Source organism: Streptobacillus notomytis, from assembly GCF_001902585.1.
GTDB classification, from domain to species: domain Bacteria; phylum Fusobacteriota; class Fusobacteriia; order Fusobacteriales; family Leptotrichiaceae; genus Streptobacillus; species Streptobacillus notomytis.
In genome coordinates this window covers 1-16898 of sequence record NZ_LKKV01000114.1, presented here as the reverse complement: position 1 = coordinate 16898, position 16898 = coordinate 1, and the positions used below count along the sequence as shown (strand labels likewise).

Genomic DNA, 16898 nt, shown 5'->3' with positions numbered 1-16898 from the left:
ATTCATTTATGATTGTCTTATGAAAAAGATAATAGTTTGGTGACAATAGCCACAGGGATACACCTAGTTACATTTCGAACCTAGAAGTTAAGTCTGTGTACGCTGAAAATACTTAGTGATAGGGAAGATAGGTAGTTGCCAAACTCTTTTTATATGACTTTGTAGCTCAGTTGGTTAGAGCATCTGACTGTTAATCAGAGGGTCGAAGGTTCAAGTCCTTCCAAGGTCGCCATGTTGTTTAGTGATAATAGCTACAGGGATACACCTAGAAACATTTCGAACCTAGAAGTTAAGTCTGTAAACGCCAAAAATACTTAGTAATAGGGAAGATAGGTAATTGCTAAACTTTTTTATTATTTATTGTTAATGATTTAAGTCTATATTGATATTTATATCTTTATAGGCTTTTTATTTTATAATATATATTTGACAAATGTTGGTATATAAGATAAAATTCAAGTTAGGAGGTAAAAATGACATTAATATATTATATAATACAAGCTGTGATTATTGCTTTGATATTGTTTTTAGGAATAATTACTATATTATTAATTATAAAATCTAAGCTAAAAAAAGCTAAAAATTTAAATAATTTGAAGCTAAAAAAAATAAAAAAGGTTGTTATAACTAATGAAACTTTACTTGAAGATGTTCCAGAAGGAGGGTTAAATAAAAAAACTTCGTTTTTTGTTTTTAAGGATGCACTTAAAAAAATTAACCAAACAGATACAGTAGAAGAAGTAATTCTTGATGTTGACAATATGAAATTAAATACAGTACAAATTGATGAATTAAAAGATTTATTTAAAGAAATGAATAAAAATAAGAAGGTTATAGCACTAGCATCTAATATTGATAATTTAACATATAGAATAGCTATGTTGGCAGATACTATATATATGTATAATTCTCTTAATTCATCTATGATATTAAGAGGATATTCAAGATCTTTTATATACTTTAAAAAACTATTTGATAAGATAGGGCTTAAAGTAAATGTATTACATATAGGAGATTATAAATCGGCAGGAGAAAATTATCATAAAGAAGAAATGTCTGAGGAACAAAAATCTTCAATAACTAGAATTTATGATAAAATGTTAGAAAATTTTATTAATGAAATTAAAGATAGAAGAAATGTAGATATTAAAGAAAATTTATTAAATGGTGATTTAGTTTTAATTAATCATATGAAAGCAAAAGAATATGGTTTAATAGATGGAATTTCTAATTTATATAAATTAGAAATAGATTATTCTAAAGATACAGAAAATTTAATATCTTTTTCTAAAAAGGTTAAGATTAAAAATAAGAGTAAAAATGTAATAGGAGTAATATGTGCTGAAGGAGAGATTGTACCAAATGTTAATTCAGAAAGCATAATTACTTATGCTAATATGTCAGAAAGAATAAAATATTTAAAAGAAATAAATAATCTTAAAGGAGTAATTTTAAGAATAAATTCTCCTGGAGGAAGTGCTCTTGAATCTGAAAGAATATATAAGGAGCTTAAAAATTTAAATGTACCGATATTTATTTCTATGTCATCTGTAGCTGCAAGTGGTGGATATTATATCTCTACTGTAGCAAAGAAAGTATTCTTAAATCCAAGTACTATTACAGGATCTATAGGTGTAGTAAGTATGTATCCTACATTTGATGAAATAAGTAATAAATTAGGATTAAATATTGAAACTGTAAATTCAGGTATTGCATCAGAATTGTTTGATTTAAAACAACCTATTACTGATGAATTAAGAGAAAAACTAATTCAGAGTATGAAAGATGTATATATTGAATTTAAAAAGCATGTAATGACTGCAAGAGTTATGACAGATGAAAGATTAGAAAACATAGCTCAAGGGAAAATATGGTTAGGTGAGGAAGCTGTAGAAATAGGACTTGCAGACAAAATAGGTGGATTTGATGATTGTTTAAATTCTCTATTGGAATACTTAAATATTAAAGATTATAAATTACATTTTTCTAATAGAAAAATAGGATTAATTGACAGTGTTAAAAATATTTCAAATATACCATTAACACGTGAAATGATTAAAGGGTTAAATATAATTAAAGAAAATAAATATAAGCCTATGTACTTTATGAATATTAAGATAGATTTTTAAAGGAGATAAAATGAAAAAAATTATTGAATTTAATTATCATCACACTAAACATTATAAGGTGCAAAATAAGAGTAAGAAGACATTGTGGATAAGTTTATTACTTACAGCTATATTTGCTATACTTGAGTTATTTGGTGGAATAATATCAGGTTCTCTTGCATTAGTTTCTGATTCATTTCATATGATATCAGATGTAGTTGCCTTAATTTTTAGTATGATTGCTATATATTATTCATCTAAGAAACCTAATAATAAATATACATATGGCTATTTAAGAGTTGAAATAATTGCTGCATTTTTAAATGGTTTAGCATTAGTAATCATAGCACTTGGAATAATAAATGAAGCAATTAAAAGAGTACTTAATCCACAGGATATAAACTTTAATTTAATGATAGTTATAGCTATTATTGGGCTAATTATTAATGTATTACTTACTTTAGTACTTATGAATAGTTTAAAACATGAAGATAATCTAAATATTAAAAGTGCATTATGGCATTTTTTAGGAGATTTACTAAATTCTGTAGGAGTAATAATAACAGGTATTTTAGTTAAATATACAGGTATATTATTATTAGATCCTATAATAAGCTCAATAATAAGTTTGATTATAATGTTAGGTGGTATAAAAATTATAATAAAATCATTAAATATATTAATGGAAGCTGTACCAGAGGAGTTAGATGTAAATAAAATTAAAAATAGTATACTTGATATAGAAAATATTGAAAATATACATGAATTTCATATTTGGTCTATATCTGAAGGGTTATATAGCTTATCATTCCATGTTATTTTGAAGAAATATACAGGTGTGAATGATTATAAAATAATAAAAAATATATCTAATATGTTAAAAGAAGTATATGATATAGAGCATGTGACTATACAAATAGAAAATCCAGAAGTTAATATACATAAAGAATAATAAGTTATAAAAATATATGGCTTTATTCCTTGTTTTATAAGGAGTAAAGCTTTTTATTTTACAATATAAAGAGATTTATAAAAAAAATTTTTAATTAATACTGAATTTTTTATTTAAAATAAAACATTAAATAAATGCATACTTATTGCATGAAACACTGATTAATTCTATGTTTTTAGTAGTTGATTTTTGTTTTTTTAATATATATAATTAACTAAAAGGAAGTTTTTAGAATTGGGAGAAAAGAATGAAGAAAAGGTTTTTAGTTTTATCAATAATTTTTGGTATTTTTTCTTTTGCTGACAAAAAGTTAAATATAGTTTATAAAGCAGAAATTAGAAATGAAGGGAGATTTTCTAAAATTGAAAATTCAAATATAGAATATGTTCCTTTAAATTTAACAGTTTCATCATTAAATAATGAATATAAGGCTAATTTAATAATAAAAGGTGGAAGAAAAAATCTTAATTATTCGGATTTAGTTACTAGGTATGTAACAGGACTAAGGGAAAATAATCCAGTTATTATTAAAAATGGATATATTCAATATCAACAATATAATGATAGAAGAACACCAGATTATAATCAACTTGAAAGCTCTATATTTAGTGATAATCAGCAAGGGGGACATGATCATCATCACCACCATCATCATCACGATCATGATCATGATCATGACCATGAACATAATCATACAGATTTGATAGGAGAAAGTTTAGATATACAAGCTCCACAACAAAAGCATAATGTAAGAGAAAGTAATGATTTTCAGGCTAAGATTAGTTTAGAGGTTAATAAGAAAAAATATGGGCTTAAGTATATTAAATATTTAACATCATTTAATGAGGAAGAATTTAGATATAGAAAACATGATAGTATTTTTGAAGGAAGAATTACTCAAATTATAAATGACAATATAGCCATTAGTTTAATACCTAGAGTGATTACAAGAGAGTTTACACCATCTATATTAGAAGTTAATTCATATTTAAAATATAGATTAAACAAAGATACTTTTATAGGTATTGAAATGTATAATGGTGGACAAATAAATTTATTAGATGAAAGAAAAATATATAGAAATAAATTTACAGGTTATTTTGATTATAACACAGAGAGAAGAAGAGTTCATGATTTTTGGGAGATTTTAGATCATGAGCATGATAAAATAGATCAATTTAAAGTTTCTCTTTCATATGATAGAAAATATAATGCTAAATATAGCCCATTAAACAGCCATATTTTAGATGGATATAATGATAATGAAAAATATGATTTAAAATTAAACTTAAAAAAATCTGATTTTGGTATTAAGGGATTATCTTTATCAAATAATTTCGTTTTTAATACAGAATTTAATCAAAGAGTTAATAGTGATAGAAAATATAAATTGAAACATTATTATTATTTTAATCAAAGTGATAATAAGACTATTGATAATTTTTATACGGTATTTGATAAAGCAAGAAGAAATGTAATAGTTAATATAGCTAATCAAACCACTTTAGGGACTAGTATTCATAAAATTAATGGTAAATATTTAATTACAAATCATTATAGATATGCACCTAATGGCAAAGATCCGTTTGAGTACTATGTAGTAACAGAGGTTATTAGTGAGGGACCTAATAGATTTTCAAATGTTATAACTAAAAAATATAATATAGATAATGTTAGTAAGATTGAGTATGTTAGAGGTAAAAATAAGGTAAAGGCAGTTAATGATATTAAATATGTAAATGATGTTTATAATGGAAATTCTAAATTAAATGAAAATTTTCTTTTATCATATGAAAGAAATTTGAAATTAGGATTTAGGGCTAAATTTGATTTAGAAAATAAATATGAAATGAGTGATTTAAATAATAAAAAATTATATGAAACTGATGTTTTAAATGGTGGATTTGATTTTAATTATATATATAATCAAAATGGATTAAATGTTAAAACAGGATTAATATTTAATGCAGCTTTACTTGCAAGAAAAGCAGATAAAAGCATGCTTTTGGGTCCGAGTATTCCTGAAAAAATTAAAAAAGAATTACATGAAAATACTGGATATTTAACTCAAGAACAGAATGAGGCTAATAAGTGGGTATTAGGAGAAGAATTCAAAATAAAACCATATATTTCTCTTAAATATTTATATGATTCAAAATTTGGTATTAAAGCAAATTTTGAAGTAGAAAAAATATTTTTCAAAACACCTTTTGAAAAATTATATTTTAGATATAATCCGGCAGATAAAAAAATAAGATCTAAGCCTTTTAGCTATAAATTAGGAATTGAGATTAATTATAGATATTAATTGTATTAAAAAATGAGAATTTCCAAATAAAATGAGAAATTCTCATATTTTTTACCCTATTATTTCTAACATATCATGATAAAGTTGTATTTCTATATCTATTTTTTCATTACTACTAGGATGTATAAATGAAAGCTTATATGCATGTAACATTTGTCTTTTAGCTATTTTATGAAAAATAGAATTAGGGTTATATAAACTATCACCAATAATGGGATGTCCTAAATGTTTAAGATGAACTCTAATTTGATGAGTTCTTCCAGTAAATAGTTCACATTCTATAAGAGAAATATCAAGATGAGGATAATTTTTTATTAACTTAAATTTAGTTTTAGCTTCTTGTCCTCTATCATCTATTATTCTTGCAAGTTCATCTCCATCCTTATATATCTTTTCTTCAACTATGATTTCATCTTTTTCAAATATATTTTCAGCAAGGGCTAAATATTTTTTAGTAATATTAGCTTTTCCAGACTGTATGAAAGATTGAGCAAAGCTATTTTTTGCTATCATTATCAATCCAGAAGTATTCATATCTAAACGAGAAATAAATCTGGGTACAAGATTTTTATTATATTTTTCTAAAAAATAGTAAACTATACCATTAGCTAATGTTTTATCCACCTTTTTTAAAGTAGGGTGGGTAAGTAAATAAGGTTCTTTATTTACTATTAATAAGTCACTATCTTCATATACTATATCAAGATTCATTTTAATAGGTAATAAATCAGTTCCTTTTTCTTTTTCTTTAATTGTAAGTATTCCAGTTTTAGGTAGTTTTGTTGTAGTTCTTATTTGCTTATTATCTAAAAATACCTCAATAGAACGTAAACTTCTTCCAGAATAATTGTGAAATTCACGTAAGTATTGAGATACTTTTAGTCTAAATGCTTTTTCATCTAGTATATATTTTTTCATTATAATAATTTAGGTATCATACAGATTGCATAAACTGGTCCTGCATGAGCTCCTACTGTCGCTCCTATTTGTACAGTTTTATCAGCAACTGTAATTTTATGATTATCTTTAATACTTTCTAGGATTTTATTAATATTATAAATTTGTTTTGAACTACCACCAAAACCAGTATATAGATAAATACTATGCTTTTTAGCTGCTTCTTGTATACTTTTTTCAAGATAAGAAATAGCTGAATTTTCCCCAAATACCTTTTTTTCTACGGTTAAAGTTCCTTGAGAAAAAGTAATTATAGGTTTTAATTTTAAGAAATCACCAATAGATTTTGCAACTTTAGTAATTCTTCCTCCTCTTTCAAGATATTTCAAGTCTTCTACAACTATCAATGTCTTAATTTTAGAAATAAATTTCTCTGACCAAATTTTAATATCAGAAACTGAATGTTTAAGCATAACTTTTTCAGCAGCTTGTTTTACTAATATTCCTAATGGGAAAGAAACAAGTTTAGTATCTATTTGAATAATATCATTTTCTTTATTTAAATTAGATCTAACCATTTTAACAGTTCTATATGTTCCACTCATAGAACTACTTATATTTAAAGTAATAATTTTCTTATAACCTTTATTAAATATATTAGTATATAGATTCATTAGTTCTTTAGGTGAAGGTTGAGCACTTTTGAAATGTGCATTTTCATTAATTAATTTATTCCAGAATTCATCTTTATTTATATCAACACTATCTTTATAGTGTTCTCCATTTGCCTCAAGTCTAATAGGAGTAATGAATATAGGTAAACCTTTAATATCATCTTCAACCAAATCACTTCCAGTATCTGTAACTATAGCTATTTCTGGCATATTTTCAGGTTTGTTTTCTATATAAATATAGTATTGATAATTTTCTTGCTCACCTGTTATAAACTTAGTTTTCGGAATGTTTAATAAAGATTTTATATCTTCATATTTTTCTTTACCTTCAACCACAGTTATATTTATTGTATTTTTACTGATATATTTTTCTTTTATTTCTTTAACTAACTCTAAAATATCTTTATTAGCATGTTTAATTTTAGTATTTATTAATGCTATATAATCATCTTTATTTATAGTTAAACCATCTACGTTAGTATCTCTTACTGCTTTTGTAATTTCTATAGAATAATTAAATTCTTCGTTATATTTAATATTTGCTAATATATCAAAGTAATTATTTAAGTAATAGTAACCTTCCATCATAGTTTTAGTTGGCACAACTAATACATTTTTTTCTGTTTTTTCAGCAGCAATATTTGCAGTTGAAATAACATTTTTATTATTAGGTAATATTACTATTTGCTTATTATTATTTATTTTAGCAATAGCATTTAAAATATCTTGTACACTCGGATTTTGGCTTTGTCCACCAAGTAATACAACACTTGCTCCTAGTGTTAAAAATTCTTCTTTTAAATTTAAACTATCAGCTAAGATAACATAAGAATATCTTGATAAATTAGGCTTAGGATTAATGAATATTTTAGTTTGTTCTTTTTCACTACTTATTAAACCTTCATTTTGTAATTTCATATTTTCTATTTTTATTTTTTCAAGATCTCCATGTTCAACAGCAAGTTCAAGAGCTTGTCCTGGATTATTTGTATGTACATGTATCTTGAACTTTTTAGATGTTTGTGCAAATACAGCTGAATCTCCTAATTTTAAAACACTTTCTTTGAATTTATCTATATCAAAATCTGCATTTCTAATAATAAATTCAGTACAGTATTTAAATTTAATTTCAGCTGGATCATGAGTAATATCTTTTAGTGTACTATCAAAATTTTTCTCTGTAGCTTCATAAGATACTATTTCATTAATTTCGGTTAAAGCCTTACTAATACCTATGAAGAAATAGTAAAGCCCCATAGCACCAGAATCTACAACTCCAGCTTCTTTTAATTTAGGTAAAAGATCTGGTGTCTTATTTACAGATTCTTCTGCTGTAGCAGTTAATATTTCTAACATTTTATCTAAAGATTCGACATCATCTTTAATTTCAAGTGCTTTTTCGCTTATTTCTCTAATGACAGTTAATATTGTTCCTTCAACAGGGGTATCCACAGCATTATATGCTACTTCTTTAGCACTAAGTAGAGCTTCAGCTAAATCAGCACTTTCAAGTCTTTTTTTATCACCTATTCCTTTTAAAAAACCAGTAATAATTTGAGATAGAATAGTACCTGAATTTCCTCTTGCCCCCATAAGTACAGATTCTTCTATAACATCTATTACTTCAGACATAGAACTTTTTTTTACAGTACTATTTTCTATATCATTTTTCATTGTTTCTAAAGTCATAGACATATTTGAACCTGTATCTCCATCAGGAACAGGATAAACATTTAATTCATTTAAATAGTCCTCATGTTTTTTTACCCATTTAGCCCCACCTATAAGAATACGTCTCAATCTTTTAGCATCAATGTACTTTATACCCATTCATATCCTCCTAGTTGTTGGCTCCATAAATTTTCATTAATTCTTCCAACTCTTTTTTCTCTTCTAACTCTTCTATTTTTTTAACAGAAAGTAAGATAGAATTTTTGTTACTATTTTTATCAAATACTACGACTTTAATTTTATCTCCAACATTAAATTGTTCTTTTGTTTGATCTTGAGATAATTCTTTTTTAGGAACTAATCCTTTAAAATCCTCAGTTAATCTAACAAGTAATCCACTTTCTAATATATCAGTAATTTCAACTTCATATTCTATGTTTTTGTCAAATTTAGAAGAAGCTACGTCATATGGAGATTTACCTAATCTTTTAATACTTCCAATTAAGTTTTTCTCTTCTTCTTTAATTTCTATTAACTTAACGTCTAATTTATCTCCAACTTTAATATTTAAATTTTCAGATCTATTCCATGAATATTCAGATTTTGGAACAAAAATTTCTAGATTTTCTTCTGTTTTTGCAAAAAATCCAAAGTCTTTAATTCTAGTTACCATAACATTTATTACACAGTTTAAAATACAGAAATCATCTAAACTTTCCCATATTTTTTCAAATACTGTTTTAGCACTTAGAACAATTTTTTCTTTTTCATCGTTTATATCAATAACTTCACAGAAGATTACATCTCCTTTTTTGTACTCTTTTTCTACATTACCTATTTTTTTGTAATATAGATCTGAAACATGTATTAAATCTTCTCTATCACCTAAATCAACTACAACACCGAATGAAAAAACTTCTTTAACAGGTGCATCTATATTTTGCCCTATATGATATTTTTCTCTAATTTTTAACCATGGATTTTCAACTAGTTGTTTAAGACTTAATTTTATTTTCTTATTTTCTTTATCAAGTTCAATTATTTTTACCTCTATTTTTTCTCCAACATTAAAATCTTTTAGAGTCTTTTCTTTATTCCAAGAAATTTCACTGCTATGTAATAGTCCTGATAATGCACCTAGATCAATTATCATACCATAATCTAACTTATTAGAAATAGTTCCAGAGATTTTATCTCCTACATTTAATTTATTTAAGAAGGCTTCTTCATTTTCTTTAATTATTTCAATTCTTGAAACAACTATTTCTTTTCTATTTTTTTCTATGACATCAAATTCTAATTTTTCTCCATTAGGACTGTATTTTTGATTTAACCCAGAATTTCTAAATGGAAGAAATGCTTTGATTAATCCACAATCAACTTTATATCCTCCTTTTATTTTTTCTTTAATTATACCAGAGATTTTATCTCCTTTTTTAATATTAGATAATGCTTCTTTTTTTTCTAAAATATTTTTTGAAACTATTAAGAACTCATCGTTTACTTTAACAACAAGAACCTTAATTTTATCTCCTATTTCAAATCCCTCTATTTCAGAAAGTCTGATACGTCCTTCTAACTTATTTTGAATATTTAGATATCCAAATTCACCATCTTTTCTGATTATAGTTCCTTCTATTTTATCACCTAGAGTTTGCTCTTTAGTAGGAAGATAATCTTCTAACATTTCCATAAAATTGTTGTTCATTAGTGTTCTCCTTAATTAAATTGTTCTATTTCTATTAGTTTCTGTAGTGAGTTAAGTAGATCTATCTCTTCTTTTTCATTATCACTATCTGCAATTATTTCAAATTCTCTACCTTTCTCTAAACCAATTAGTAGAATAGCCATAATATTTTTAGCATCATAATCTTCACCATTACACCTAAAAAAGACATTACCTGAAAATTTATTAGTAATGGCACATATTTTAGTAGAAGGTCTTGCATGTATACCTTGTTCATTTAATACTTTAACCTTAATTTTATTCATAATTATCACCTTAAAATATTAGTCTACGCTACACAATATTATACATTAATAATTTACAAATATCAATATTTAAGGATAAATAATTGAAAAAGCTAAATGTATGTGATATTCTAATATATAGGAGGTTATAATGAAACTATATACTGTTTGTTATTTAATTAGAGATGATAAATTTCTTATGCTTTATAGAAATAAGAAGGAAGTTGATATAAACAAAGGTAAATGGGTAGGTGTAGGTGGTAAAATAGAGTTTGGAGAAAGTCCACATGAATCTGTAAAAAGAGAGGTTAAAGAAGAAACAGGTTATACTTTAAATGAGTGTATTTTAAGAGGTATGCTTATTTTCATATATAACGGTATAACTGAATATATATACGTGTTTACTTCAGAAGATTTTAGTGGAGAAATGATAGAATGTGATGAGGGTGAATTAGAATATATACATAAATATGAGATATTAGATTTAAATATATGGGAAGGAGATGAATATTTCCTTAAAGAATTGATAGATGATAAAAAAGATTTCTTTGTATATAGAATGGAATATGAAAATGATAAATTGATAGATGTAAAAAAGGAACAGTAATAAAAAAAATGCTTGACAAAACATTTTATATGATGTAAAATTGTTCTTGTCTTAATGGGCTGTAGCCAAGCGGTAAGGCAGTGGACTTTGACTCCACGATGCGTTGGTTCGAATCCAGCCAGCCCAACCATTTATGCGTTTATCGCATTTTTTTTTACTCTTTTTTTTGCATAGATACTTGACAAATGTAAATAAATAGAAGTATAATTATGTTATCAAATATAGAAAGAGAGATTTATGATGTATGATTTATCAATAATTGCAATATTTTTAGGTGGTATGTTAATGTTTTTCTCACCCTGTATATTTCCATTACTTCCAGTATATTTTGGAGTATTAGAGAAGGATAATAAGAAAATTAGGAATACAGCTCTATTTTTACTGGGTATATCACTTACATTTGTAATTTTGGGATTTGGATTTAATCTTTTATCGGATATATTTTTTAATCCTTTAGTTAGAATTATTTCGGGATTAATAATCATATTACTTGGATTACAACAGTTAGGATTATTTGATTTAGAGTTCTTAGAAAAAACTAAAACTATACAAATAAATAAAAAATATAATCATTCAGGATTAGAATCATTTATGTTAGGTGCGACATTTTCATTAGGTTGGACACCTTGTATAGGACCAATATTAGGAGCAGTACTTCTTCTTTCAGGAGAGAGTGAAACTGCTATTAGGGGATCTATGCTTTTATTAGTATTTGTATTAGGATTTTCTACACCATTTTTAATTTTCACTATGTTTTATAACAAACTTATTAAAAAAGTTGAATTTATTAAAAGAAACTTGAATGTGATCAAAAAAATCAGTGCTGTATTAATAATATTAATGGGATTATTATTAATATTTGATAAACTTACAATAATAGTTGCTTATTTCAATAGAATAAGTATTTAGAAAATGGAGGAATATATGAAAAAAATATTGGCTATGTTTTTATTAGTATTATCTACACTATCATTTTCAGGAAGTTTAGATGATATTTCATTTAAAAATCAAACAGGACAAATTAAAAAAATTAGTGATTATAAAGGAAAAACATACATTAAAATGTGGGCTTCATGGTGTCATGTATGTCTTGCAACTATGCCACATACAGTAGAACTTTCTAAAGAGAAAGATTTAGGATTTAATGTAATTTCAGTAGTATCTCCTGGTCATAGAGGAGAATTAAAGGAAAATGATTTTAAAAAATGGTTTAAAACTACAGGTTGGACAGAGCTTACAACATTAATGGATACTAAAGGAGATCTAATTAAAAGAGCTAGATTAAGAGGATATCCTACTAATGTGTTTATTGATAGTAGAGGAAATATATCAAAAGTAATAATAGGAGCTATGTCATCTAAAAGAATTAAAGAAGAAATGAGTAAAATTAGTTAACATATGGCGACTATTATTTTAGTCGCCTTTTTTATTAAAATATTTCTTTGACAAAAATTGATTTAAATGTTAGTATTAGTTGGTATTGTTTATATATAATTAATAATAAATGAAATAAAATATTGCACTATTATAGGTTACAGTAACAAATGAAAGTACACTAATACTTTTAAATGATAATTGTATAACACTTGATGGTGCTTTTTAAATATTAATATGGGTTAAAATACGGATAATGATTTGGAGTAGCTATGAATGAATTTTGTTTTTTAGGAGATAGAGAATACGAAATTGTACATTTTATATCTTTTGAACAAAGCTATGAGGATTTGATTAAAGCATCGAAAATTAGAAAAAAAATCCTTTTTCATATTAAAGATACAATTATAGATTCAAAATTTTTAAGCTATATGCTTAAGTTATTTAGATGTTCTATTAAAAATAATTTTGAAATATTTTTTATTATTAAAAATAGAGATATGATAGAAGATATTAATTTATTTGAATCAAAGAGATATTTTAAAATTTTTAATTCTATAGAGGAATATAATGAGCTTAAAATTTTTGCAGGTTATGAAGTAAAAATATATGATGATAATAATAATGTTAAGAATCTTCTTAAAGATGAATTAATAAAAAATGGGTTTGGTATAAAAGATAGAAATAGTTTTAATTTTTTAAATAAAAAACATGATAGTAGATCAAATAGCATATATATTATAGATTTTTCTAGCTACCAAGAAGAAAAAATTGAAGAAATAAAGAAAATAAAGAAAGAAAATCCTAACTCTATGGTAATATTAATAGCCTTTGAAACAGATATAGATAAGGCCTTAAATACTATGAAGTATGGTGTTAATAGAGTTATTAAAAGACCTGTTGATATTAAAAGTTTAGTAGGATCTATAAAAAGTCTTGCTACGTCAGCAGAATTAAAAAAAGAAAACGATAGACTTGTATCAGAAGTTTTTGATAGAGAAAAAGAAATTAGAAAATTATATAATGAAGTAAGTGAGGAATTAAGGCTTGCAGGAGATATACAAAAATCACTTATGCCACCTAAAAAAATAGAGTTTGGAGAATATGTATGTGAATATTTTTTTGAGCCTAGTATGAATATAGGTGGAGATTTTTGTGATTTTATAGAATTAAATAATGAAGAATTTGCTATAGTATTTGCAGATATTTCAGGTCATGGTATACCAGCATCTCTTCTTTCAACTATGCTTAAAGTTTTAATATATAATAATGCTAAAAAAGTGGATAAAGTTACAGAGCTTATGGAAATTTTAAATGAAGAAATAATAAACATATTTCCTAAGGGTAAATTTGTGTCTATGTTTTACTTAGTTATTAATACAAAAACGAATAAGGTAAGATATGCTAAAGCCTCTCAAGAGCCAGCTTTAATGTATGATAAGAAAAAAGATGAAGTAATAGAACTTGAAAGTGAAGGTCAAATATTAGGACTATTTTCTAAAAAAATTTTTCCTATACTATCATTTGAAGAAAAAGAAGTAGATTTTAATATAGGAGATAAAATATTACTTTATACAGACGGTATAACAGAAGAAGTTGATATTAATGGTAAATATTATGGTTTAGATAGACTTAAATTACATATAAAAGATTTAGATTTAAATATGATAATACAAGATTTAAGGGATTTTGTTGGTAAAAAGCCTTTTAATGATGATGTAACCCTATTAAAGATAAAAAGAAGAGGAGAAGAAACATGTTAAAAAGAAAAAAAATTATTGTTATTGATTTTGGATCACAATATTCTCAAATTATTGCAAGAAGAATAAGAGAGATGGAAGTATACTGTGAGATGGTGAGAGAATTTGATTTTAATAATTTAGAAGATGTTATAGGGATAATATTTTCAGGAGGACCAAGTTCAGTATATTTGGAAAATTCACCAACTATAGATAAAAAAATATTTGATCTAGGTATACCTATACTTGGAATATGTTATGGGTTACAATTAATTACTCACTTAAATGGTGGTAAGGTAGAAGCGGCGCAGGAAAGAGAATTTGGTAGAGCATTATTACAAGTAATGGAAAAAGAAAATCCTCTATTTATAGATGTACCTAAAGAATTAAATATATGGATGAGCCATAATGATCATATTACTAAAATAGCTGAAGGATTTAGAGTAATAGCTAAAACAGATTCTTCTATTGCAGCTATAGCCAATGATAATAATGTATATGGGTTACAATTCCATCCAGAAGTATCTCATTCTGAGTTTGGTCAAAAAATGATAGAAAACTTTATTTTTAATATTTGTAAGGCAGAAAAAAATTTTGTAATAACTAATTTTATAGAAGAAAAAATAAGGAAAATTAGAGAAACTGTAAGGGATAAAAAGGTAATGCTTGGACTTTCTGGAGGGGTAGATTCATCAGTTGCAGCAGTATTGATTAATAAGGCTATAGGGGATCAATTAATTTGTGTTTTTGTTGATACAGGACTTTTAAGATATGATGAAGCAAATAGAGTTTATGATTATTATAAGTCTAATTTTAATTTAAATATCGTTAAAGTAGATGCAGAAGATAGATTTTTATCAAAATTAAAAGGAGTATCTGATCCAGAAGATAAGAGAAAAATAATAGGTAGAGAATTTGTTGAAGTGTTTAATGAAGAAGCAGCTAAACTTAAAGGTGGAAAAGATGTGGAATTTTTAGCTCAGGGAACTATTTATCCAGATGTTATTGAATCACAATCTGTAGAAGGTGTTTCACATACTATTAAATCACACCATAATGTTGGGGGACTTCCAGAAGAAATGACATTTAAATTGCTTGAACCTTTAAGAGAATTATTTAAAGATGAAGTAAGACAAGTTGGAAAAGAAATGGGAATGCCAGAAAGTATTGTTAATAGACACCCATTCCCAGGACCAGGATTAGGAATTAGGGTTATAGGAGAGGTTACAAAAGAAAAAGTTAATATATTACAAGAAGCAGATGAAATATTTATTAATGAATTAATGAAAGATGGGCTATATCATAGTGTATCACAAGCATTTGTAACATTACTTCCAGTTAAAACTGTAGGAGTAATGGGAGATGTAAGAACATATGAATATGTAGCAGCTATAAGATCTGTAAATACAATAGATTTTATGACAGCAACTTGGTCAAAATTACCTTATGAATTTTTAGAAAAAGTATCTAATATGATAGTAAATAAAGTAAATGGAATTAATAGGGTTGTTTACGATATTTCATCTAAACCAGCAAGTACTATAGAGTGGGAGTAGTTAAAAACAGGCTCTAAAGCCTTATAAATAGCCGTTTTGTGAGTGCCGTGCTTGCAAAATGCTTGCGGATTTTAGAAATGAATCACCTGAAGAATAATTCTTTGTGTGATTTTTGTATTTAAAAATGCTACAGGAGCTTTCCCGTAGCATTCTTTCTTACAGTAAATTATTTTCTTTCAGGTACTCAATTCTTTTTTTCAGAATCTCATCACGACTCAGTGCTTCAAATTCTTTCTGTGTTAGTGGCAATGAATAGTATTCGACAGATTTGTTTTTCATAGAATCAAACTGTTCTTTTGTAATAGAGTAGGACTCCAAGTCAAACAGATTATCAGACAATTCTTTTAGAATATTGCATACGTCAGCATTAAAAGCGTGTTCTTTATCATTACCATAGAACACAAGCTTAACATTCCATTTATTTTTATTGGTTTCAATGTCATTATTGGGGAATTTATCTTCTACAATTATTTCAAATCCGATTTCTTTTTTCATTGACAGTTCATACATAAATAAAACAAAATCTCTCATACTTGAAAGACCGAAAGTATAGTCACTTCTTCCGGCAAGCCAATCTAAAGATACTCTGCATCTATCAGCAATATCAATCAGTACATCTATTGTAGGATTATTTTTACCATTTTCGTAAGCAGACATTGACGGCTGAGGTATTCCTAAAAATTTTGCAAACTCCTTTTGTGTTTTTTTATTTATAGAACGAAGATATTTCAATCGTTCAGATACAGTTTTATTATTCATATTATAATCTCCTATATTTATTATATCATATACATTTAGCTTTTTCAATTATTTATCCTTAAATAGTGATATTTTTAAATTATTAATGTATAATATTGTGTAGCGTAGACTAATATTTTAAGGTGATAATTATGAATAAAATTAAGGTTAAAGTATTAAATGAACAAGGTATACATGCAAGACCTTCTACTAAAATATGTGCCATTACTAATAAATCTTCAGGTAATGTCTTTTTTAGGTGTAATGGTGAAGATTATGATGCTAAAGATATTATGGCTATTC

14 protein-coding genes, 2 tRNA genes and 2 rRNA genes are annotated in these 16898 nt (G+C 25.6%); 13 read left to right on the top strand and 5 right to left on the bottom strand.

From position 1 onward, the window contains the following. The first annotated feature begins 35 nt into the window (after positions 1-35). From rrf (BUE91_RS06170) to BUE91_RS06145, 6 genes are all read left to right on the top strand, one after another. Positions 36-144, top strand: a 5S ribosomal RNA gene (gene rrf / locus BUE91_RS06170). An 11-nt stretch (positions 145-155) separates the two neighbouring features. Beyond that, positions 156-232: transfer RNA gene (locus tag BUE91_RS06165), tRNA-Asn, on the top strand. 5 nt (positions 233-237) lie between these two features. Beyond that, positions 238-346: ribosomal RNA gene (gene rrf, locus BUE91_RS06160) — 5S ribosomal RNA — on the top strand. Positions 347-473: 127 nt separating this feature from the next. Then, positions 474-2129 (top strand): signal peptide peptidase SppA, encoded by a 1656-nt coding sequence (gene sppA, locus BUE91_RS06155; RefSeq protein ID WP_073508295.1) that lies wholly within the window; start codon positions 474-476, stop codon positions 2127-2129. Positions 2130-2139: 10 nt separating this feature from the next. Further along, on the top strand, positions 2140-3060 hold the full coding sequence (locus tag BUE91_RS06150) for a cation diffusion facilitator family transporter (protein ID WP_073508294.1): 921 nt from the start codon (positions 2140-2142) through the stop codon (positions 3058-3060). Positions 3061-3307: 247 nt separating this feature from the next. Beyond that, complete coding sequence (locus BUE91_RS06145) at positions 3308-5368, top strand: hypothetical protein (RefSeq protein ID WP_073508293.1); 2061 nt, start codon at positions 3308-3310, stop codon at positions 5366-5368. Positions 5369-5419: 51 nt separating this feature from the next. Here BUE91_RS06145 and BUE91_RS06140 read toward each other — a convergent pair whose 3' ends face one another. From BUE91_RS06140 to BUE91_RS06125, 4 genes are read right to left on the bottom strand one after another with little or no spacing between them, the layout of a single operon-like run. Beyond that, positions 5420-6286 carry an RluA family pseudouridine synthase gene (locus tag BUE91_RS06140; RefSeq protein WP_073508292.1) on the bottom strand — a complete coding sequence of 289 codons (867 nt, stop codon included), beginning with the start codon at positions 6284-6286 and terminating at the stop codon, positions 5420-5422. Further along, a complete protein-coding gene (locus BUE91_RS06135; protein WP_073508291.1) occupies positions 6286-8769 on the bottom strand; it encodes a DegV family protein in 2484 nt (827 codons plus the stop codon). The genes BUE91_RS06140 and BUE91_RS06135 overlap by 1 nt, the downstream gene beginning before the upstream one ends. A gap of 10 nt (positions 8770-8779) precedes the next feature. Beyond that, a complete protein-coding gene (locus tag BUE91_RS06130; protein ID WP_073508290.1) occupies positions 8780-10318 on the bottom strand; it encodes a S1 RNA-binding domain-containing protein in 1539 nt (512 codons plus the stop codon). Between the two features lie 11 nt (positions 10319-10329). Beyond that, the gene (locus BUE91_RS06125) at positions 10330-10602 is read right to left on the bottom strand and encodes an HPr family phosphocarrier protein (protein WP_066899646.1); all 273 of its coding nucleotides are present in this window, start codon (positions 10600-10602) and stop codon (positions 10330-10332) included. A 130-nt stretch (positions 10603-10732) separates the two neighbouring features. Here BUE91_RS06125 and BUE91_RS06120 point away from each other — a divergent pair, with 130 nt between their 5' ends. The 6 genes from BUE91_RS06120 to guaA all read left to right on the top strand — a co-directional run bounded on the left by BUE91_RS06120 (position 10733) and on the right by guaA (position 15857). Further along, positions 10733-11188 carry an NUDIX hydrolase gene (locus BUE91_RS06120; RefSeq protein WP_073508289.1) on the top strand — a complete coding sequence of 152 codons (456 nt, stop codon included), beginning with the start codon at positions 10733-10735 and terminating at the stop codon, positions 11186-11188. A gap of 55 nt (positions 11189-11243) precedes the next feature. Continuing rightward, positions 11244-11318, top strand: a tRNA-Gln gene (locus tag BUE91_RS06115). 107 nt (positions 11319-11425) lie between these two features. Then, positions 11426-12097, top strand: a complete 672-nt coding sequence (locus BUE91_RS06110; RefSeq protein ID WP_244889895.1) for a cytochrome c biogenesis CcdA family protein — start codon at positions 11426-11428, stop codon at positions 12095-12097. Positions 12098-12112: 15 nt separating this feature from the next. Then, a complete protein-coding gene (locus tag BUE91_RS06105) occupies positions 12113-12583 on the top strand; it encodes a redoxin family protein (protein ID WP_066899642.1) in 471 nt (156 codons plus the stop codon). 251 nt (positions 12584-12834) lie between these two features. Beyond that, positions 12835-14325 carry a PP2C family protein-serine/threonine phosphatase gene (locus BUE91_RS06100; protein ID WP_066899639.1) on the top strand — a complete coding sequence of 497 codons (1491 nt, stop codon included), beginning with the start codon at positions 12835-12837 and terminating at the stop codon, positions 14323-14325. After that, a complete protein-coding gene (gene guaA, locus BUE91_RS06095; RefSeq protein WP_073508288.1) occupies positions 14319-15857 on the top strand; it encodes a glutamine-hydrolyzing GMP synthase in 1539 nt (512 codons plus the stop codon). Before BUE91_RS06100 ends, guaA begins: the two co-directional genes overlap by 7 nt. A 156-nt stretch (positions 15858-16013) precedes the next feature. On the opposite strand, the gene BUE91_RS06090 is transcribed toward guaA, so the two are convergent. Continuing rightward, positions 16014-16616 (bottom strand): helix-turn-helix domain-containing protein, encoded by a 603-nt coding sequence (locus BUE91_RS06090; RefSeq protein WP_073508287.1) that lies wholly within the window; start codon positions 16614-16616, stop codon positions 16014-16016. A gap of 131 nt (positions 16617-16747) precedes the next feature. On the opposite strand from BUE91_RS06090, the gene BUE91_RS07785 reads away from it, so the two are divergent. Beyond that, positions 16748-16898 (top strand): HPr family phosphocarrier protein (locus BUE91_RS07785; protein WP_143605910.1); only part of this gene is annotated, 151 nt, incomplete at its 3' end.

What these genes read in the sequence shown, in the direction of transcription:
- guaA (WP_073508288.1), top strand. Translation starts at nt 14,319, where the DNA reads ATGTTAAAAAGAAAAAAAATTATTGTTATTGATTTTGGATCACAATAT.
- BUE91_RS06150 (WP_073508294.1), top strand. Translation starts at nt 2,140, where the DNA reads ATGAAAAAAATTATTGAATTTAATTATCATCACACTAAACATTATAAG.
- BUE91_RS06090 (WP_073508287.1), bottom strand. Translation starts at nt 16,616, where the DNA reads ATGAATAATAAAACTGTATCTGAACGATTGAAATATCTTCGTTCTATA.
- BUE91_RS06105 (WP_066899642.1), top strand. Translation starts at nt 12,113, where the DNA reads ATGAAAAAAATATTGGCTATGTTTTTATTAGTATTATCTACACTATCA.
- BUE91_RS06110 (WP_244889895.1), top strand. Translation starts at nt 11,426, where the DNA reads ATGATGTATGATTTATCAATAATTGCAATATTTTTAGGTGGTATGTTA.
- BUE91_RS06100 (WP_066899639.1), top strand. Translation starts at nt 12,835, where the DNA reads ATGAATGAATTTTGTTTTTTAGGAGATAGAGAATACGAAATTGTACAT.
- BUE91_RS06130 (WP_073508290.1), bottom strand. Translation starts at nt 10,318, where the DNA reads ATGAACAACAATTTTATGGAAATGTTAGAAGATTATCTTCCTACTAAA.
- BUE91_RS06140 (WP_073508292.1), bottom strand. Translation starts at nt 6,286, where the DNA reads ATGAAAAAATATATACTAGATGAAAAAGCATTTAGACTAAAAGTATCT.
- BUE91_RS06145 (WP_073508293.1), top strand. Translation starts at nt 3,308, where the DNA reads ATGAAGAAAAGGTTTTTAGTTTTATCAATAATTTTTGGTATTTTTTCT.
- BUE91_RS06135 (WP_073508291.1), bottom strand. Translation starts at nt 8,769, where the DNA reads ATGGGTATAAAGTACATTGATGCTAAAAGATTGAGACGTATTCTTATA.
- BUE91_RS06120 (WP_073508289.1), top strand. Translation starts at nt 10,733, where the DNA reads ATGAAACTATATACTGTTTGTTATTTAATTAGAGATGATAAATTTCTT.
- BUE91_RS06125 (WP_066899646.1), bottom strand. Translation starts at nt 10,602, where the DNA reads ATGAATAAAATTAAGGTTAAAGTATTAAATGAACAAGGTATACATGCA.
- sppA (WP_073508295.1), top strand. Translation starts at nt 474, where the DNA reads ATGACATTAATATATTATATAATACAAGCTGTGATTATTGCTTTGATA.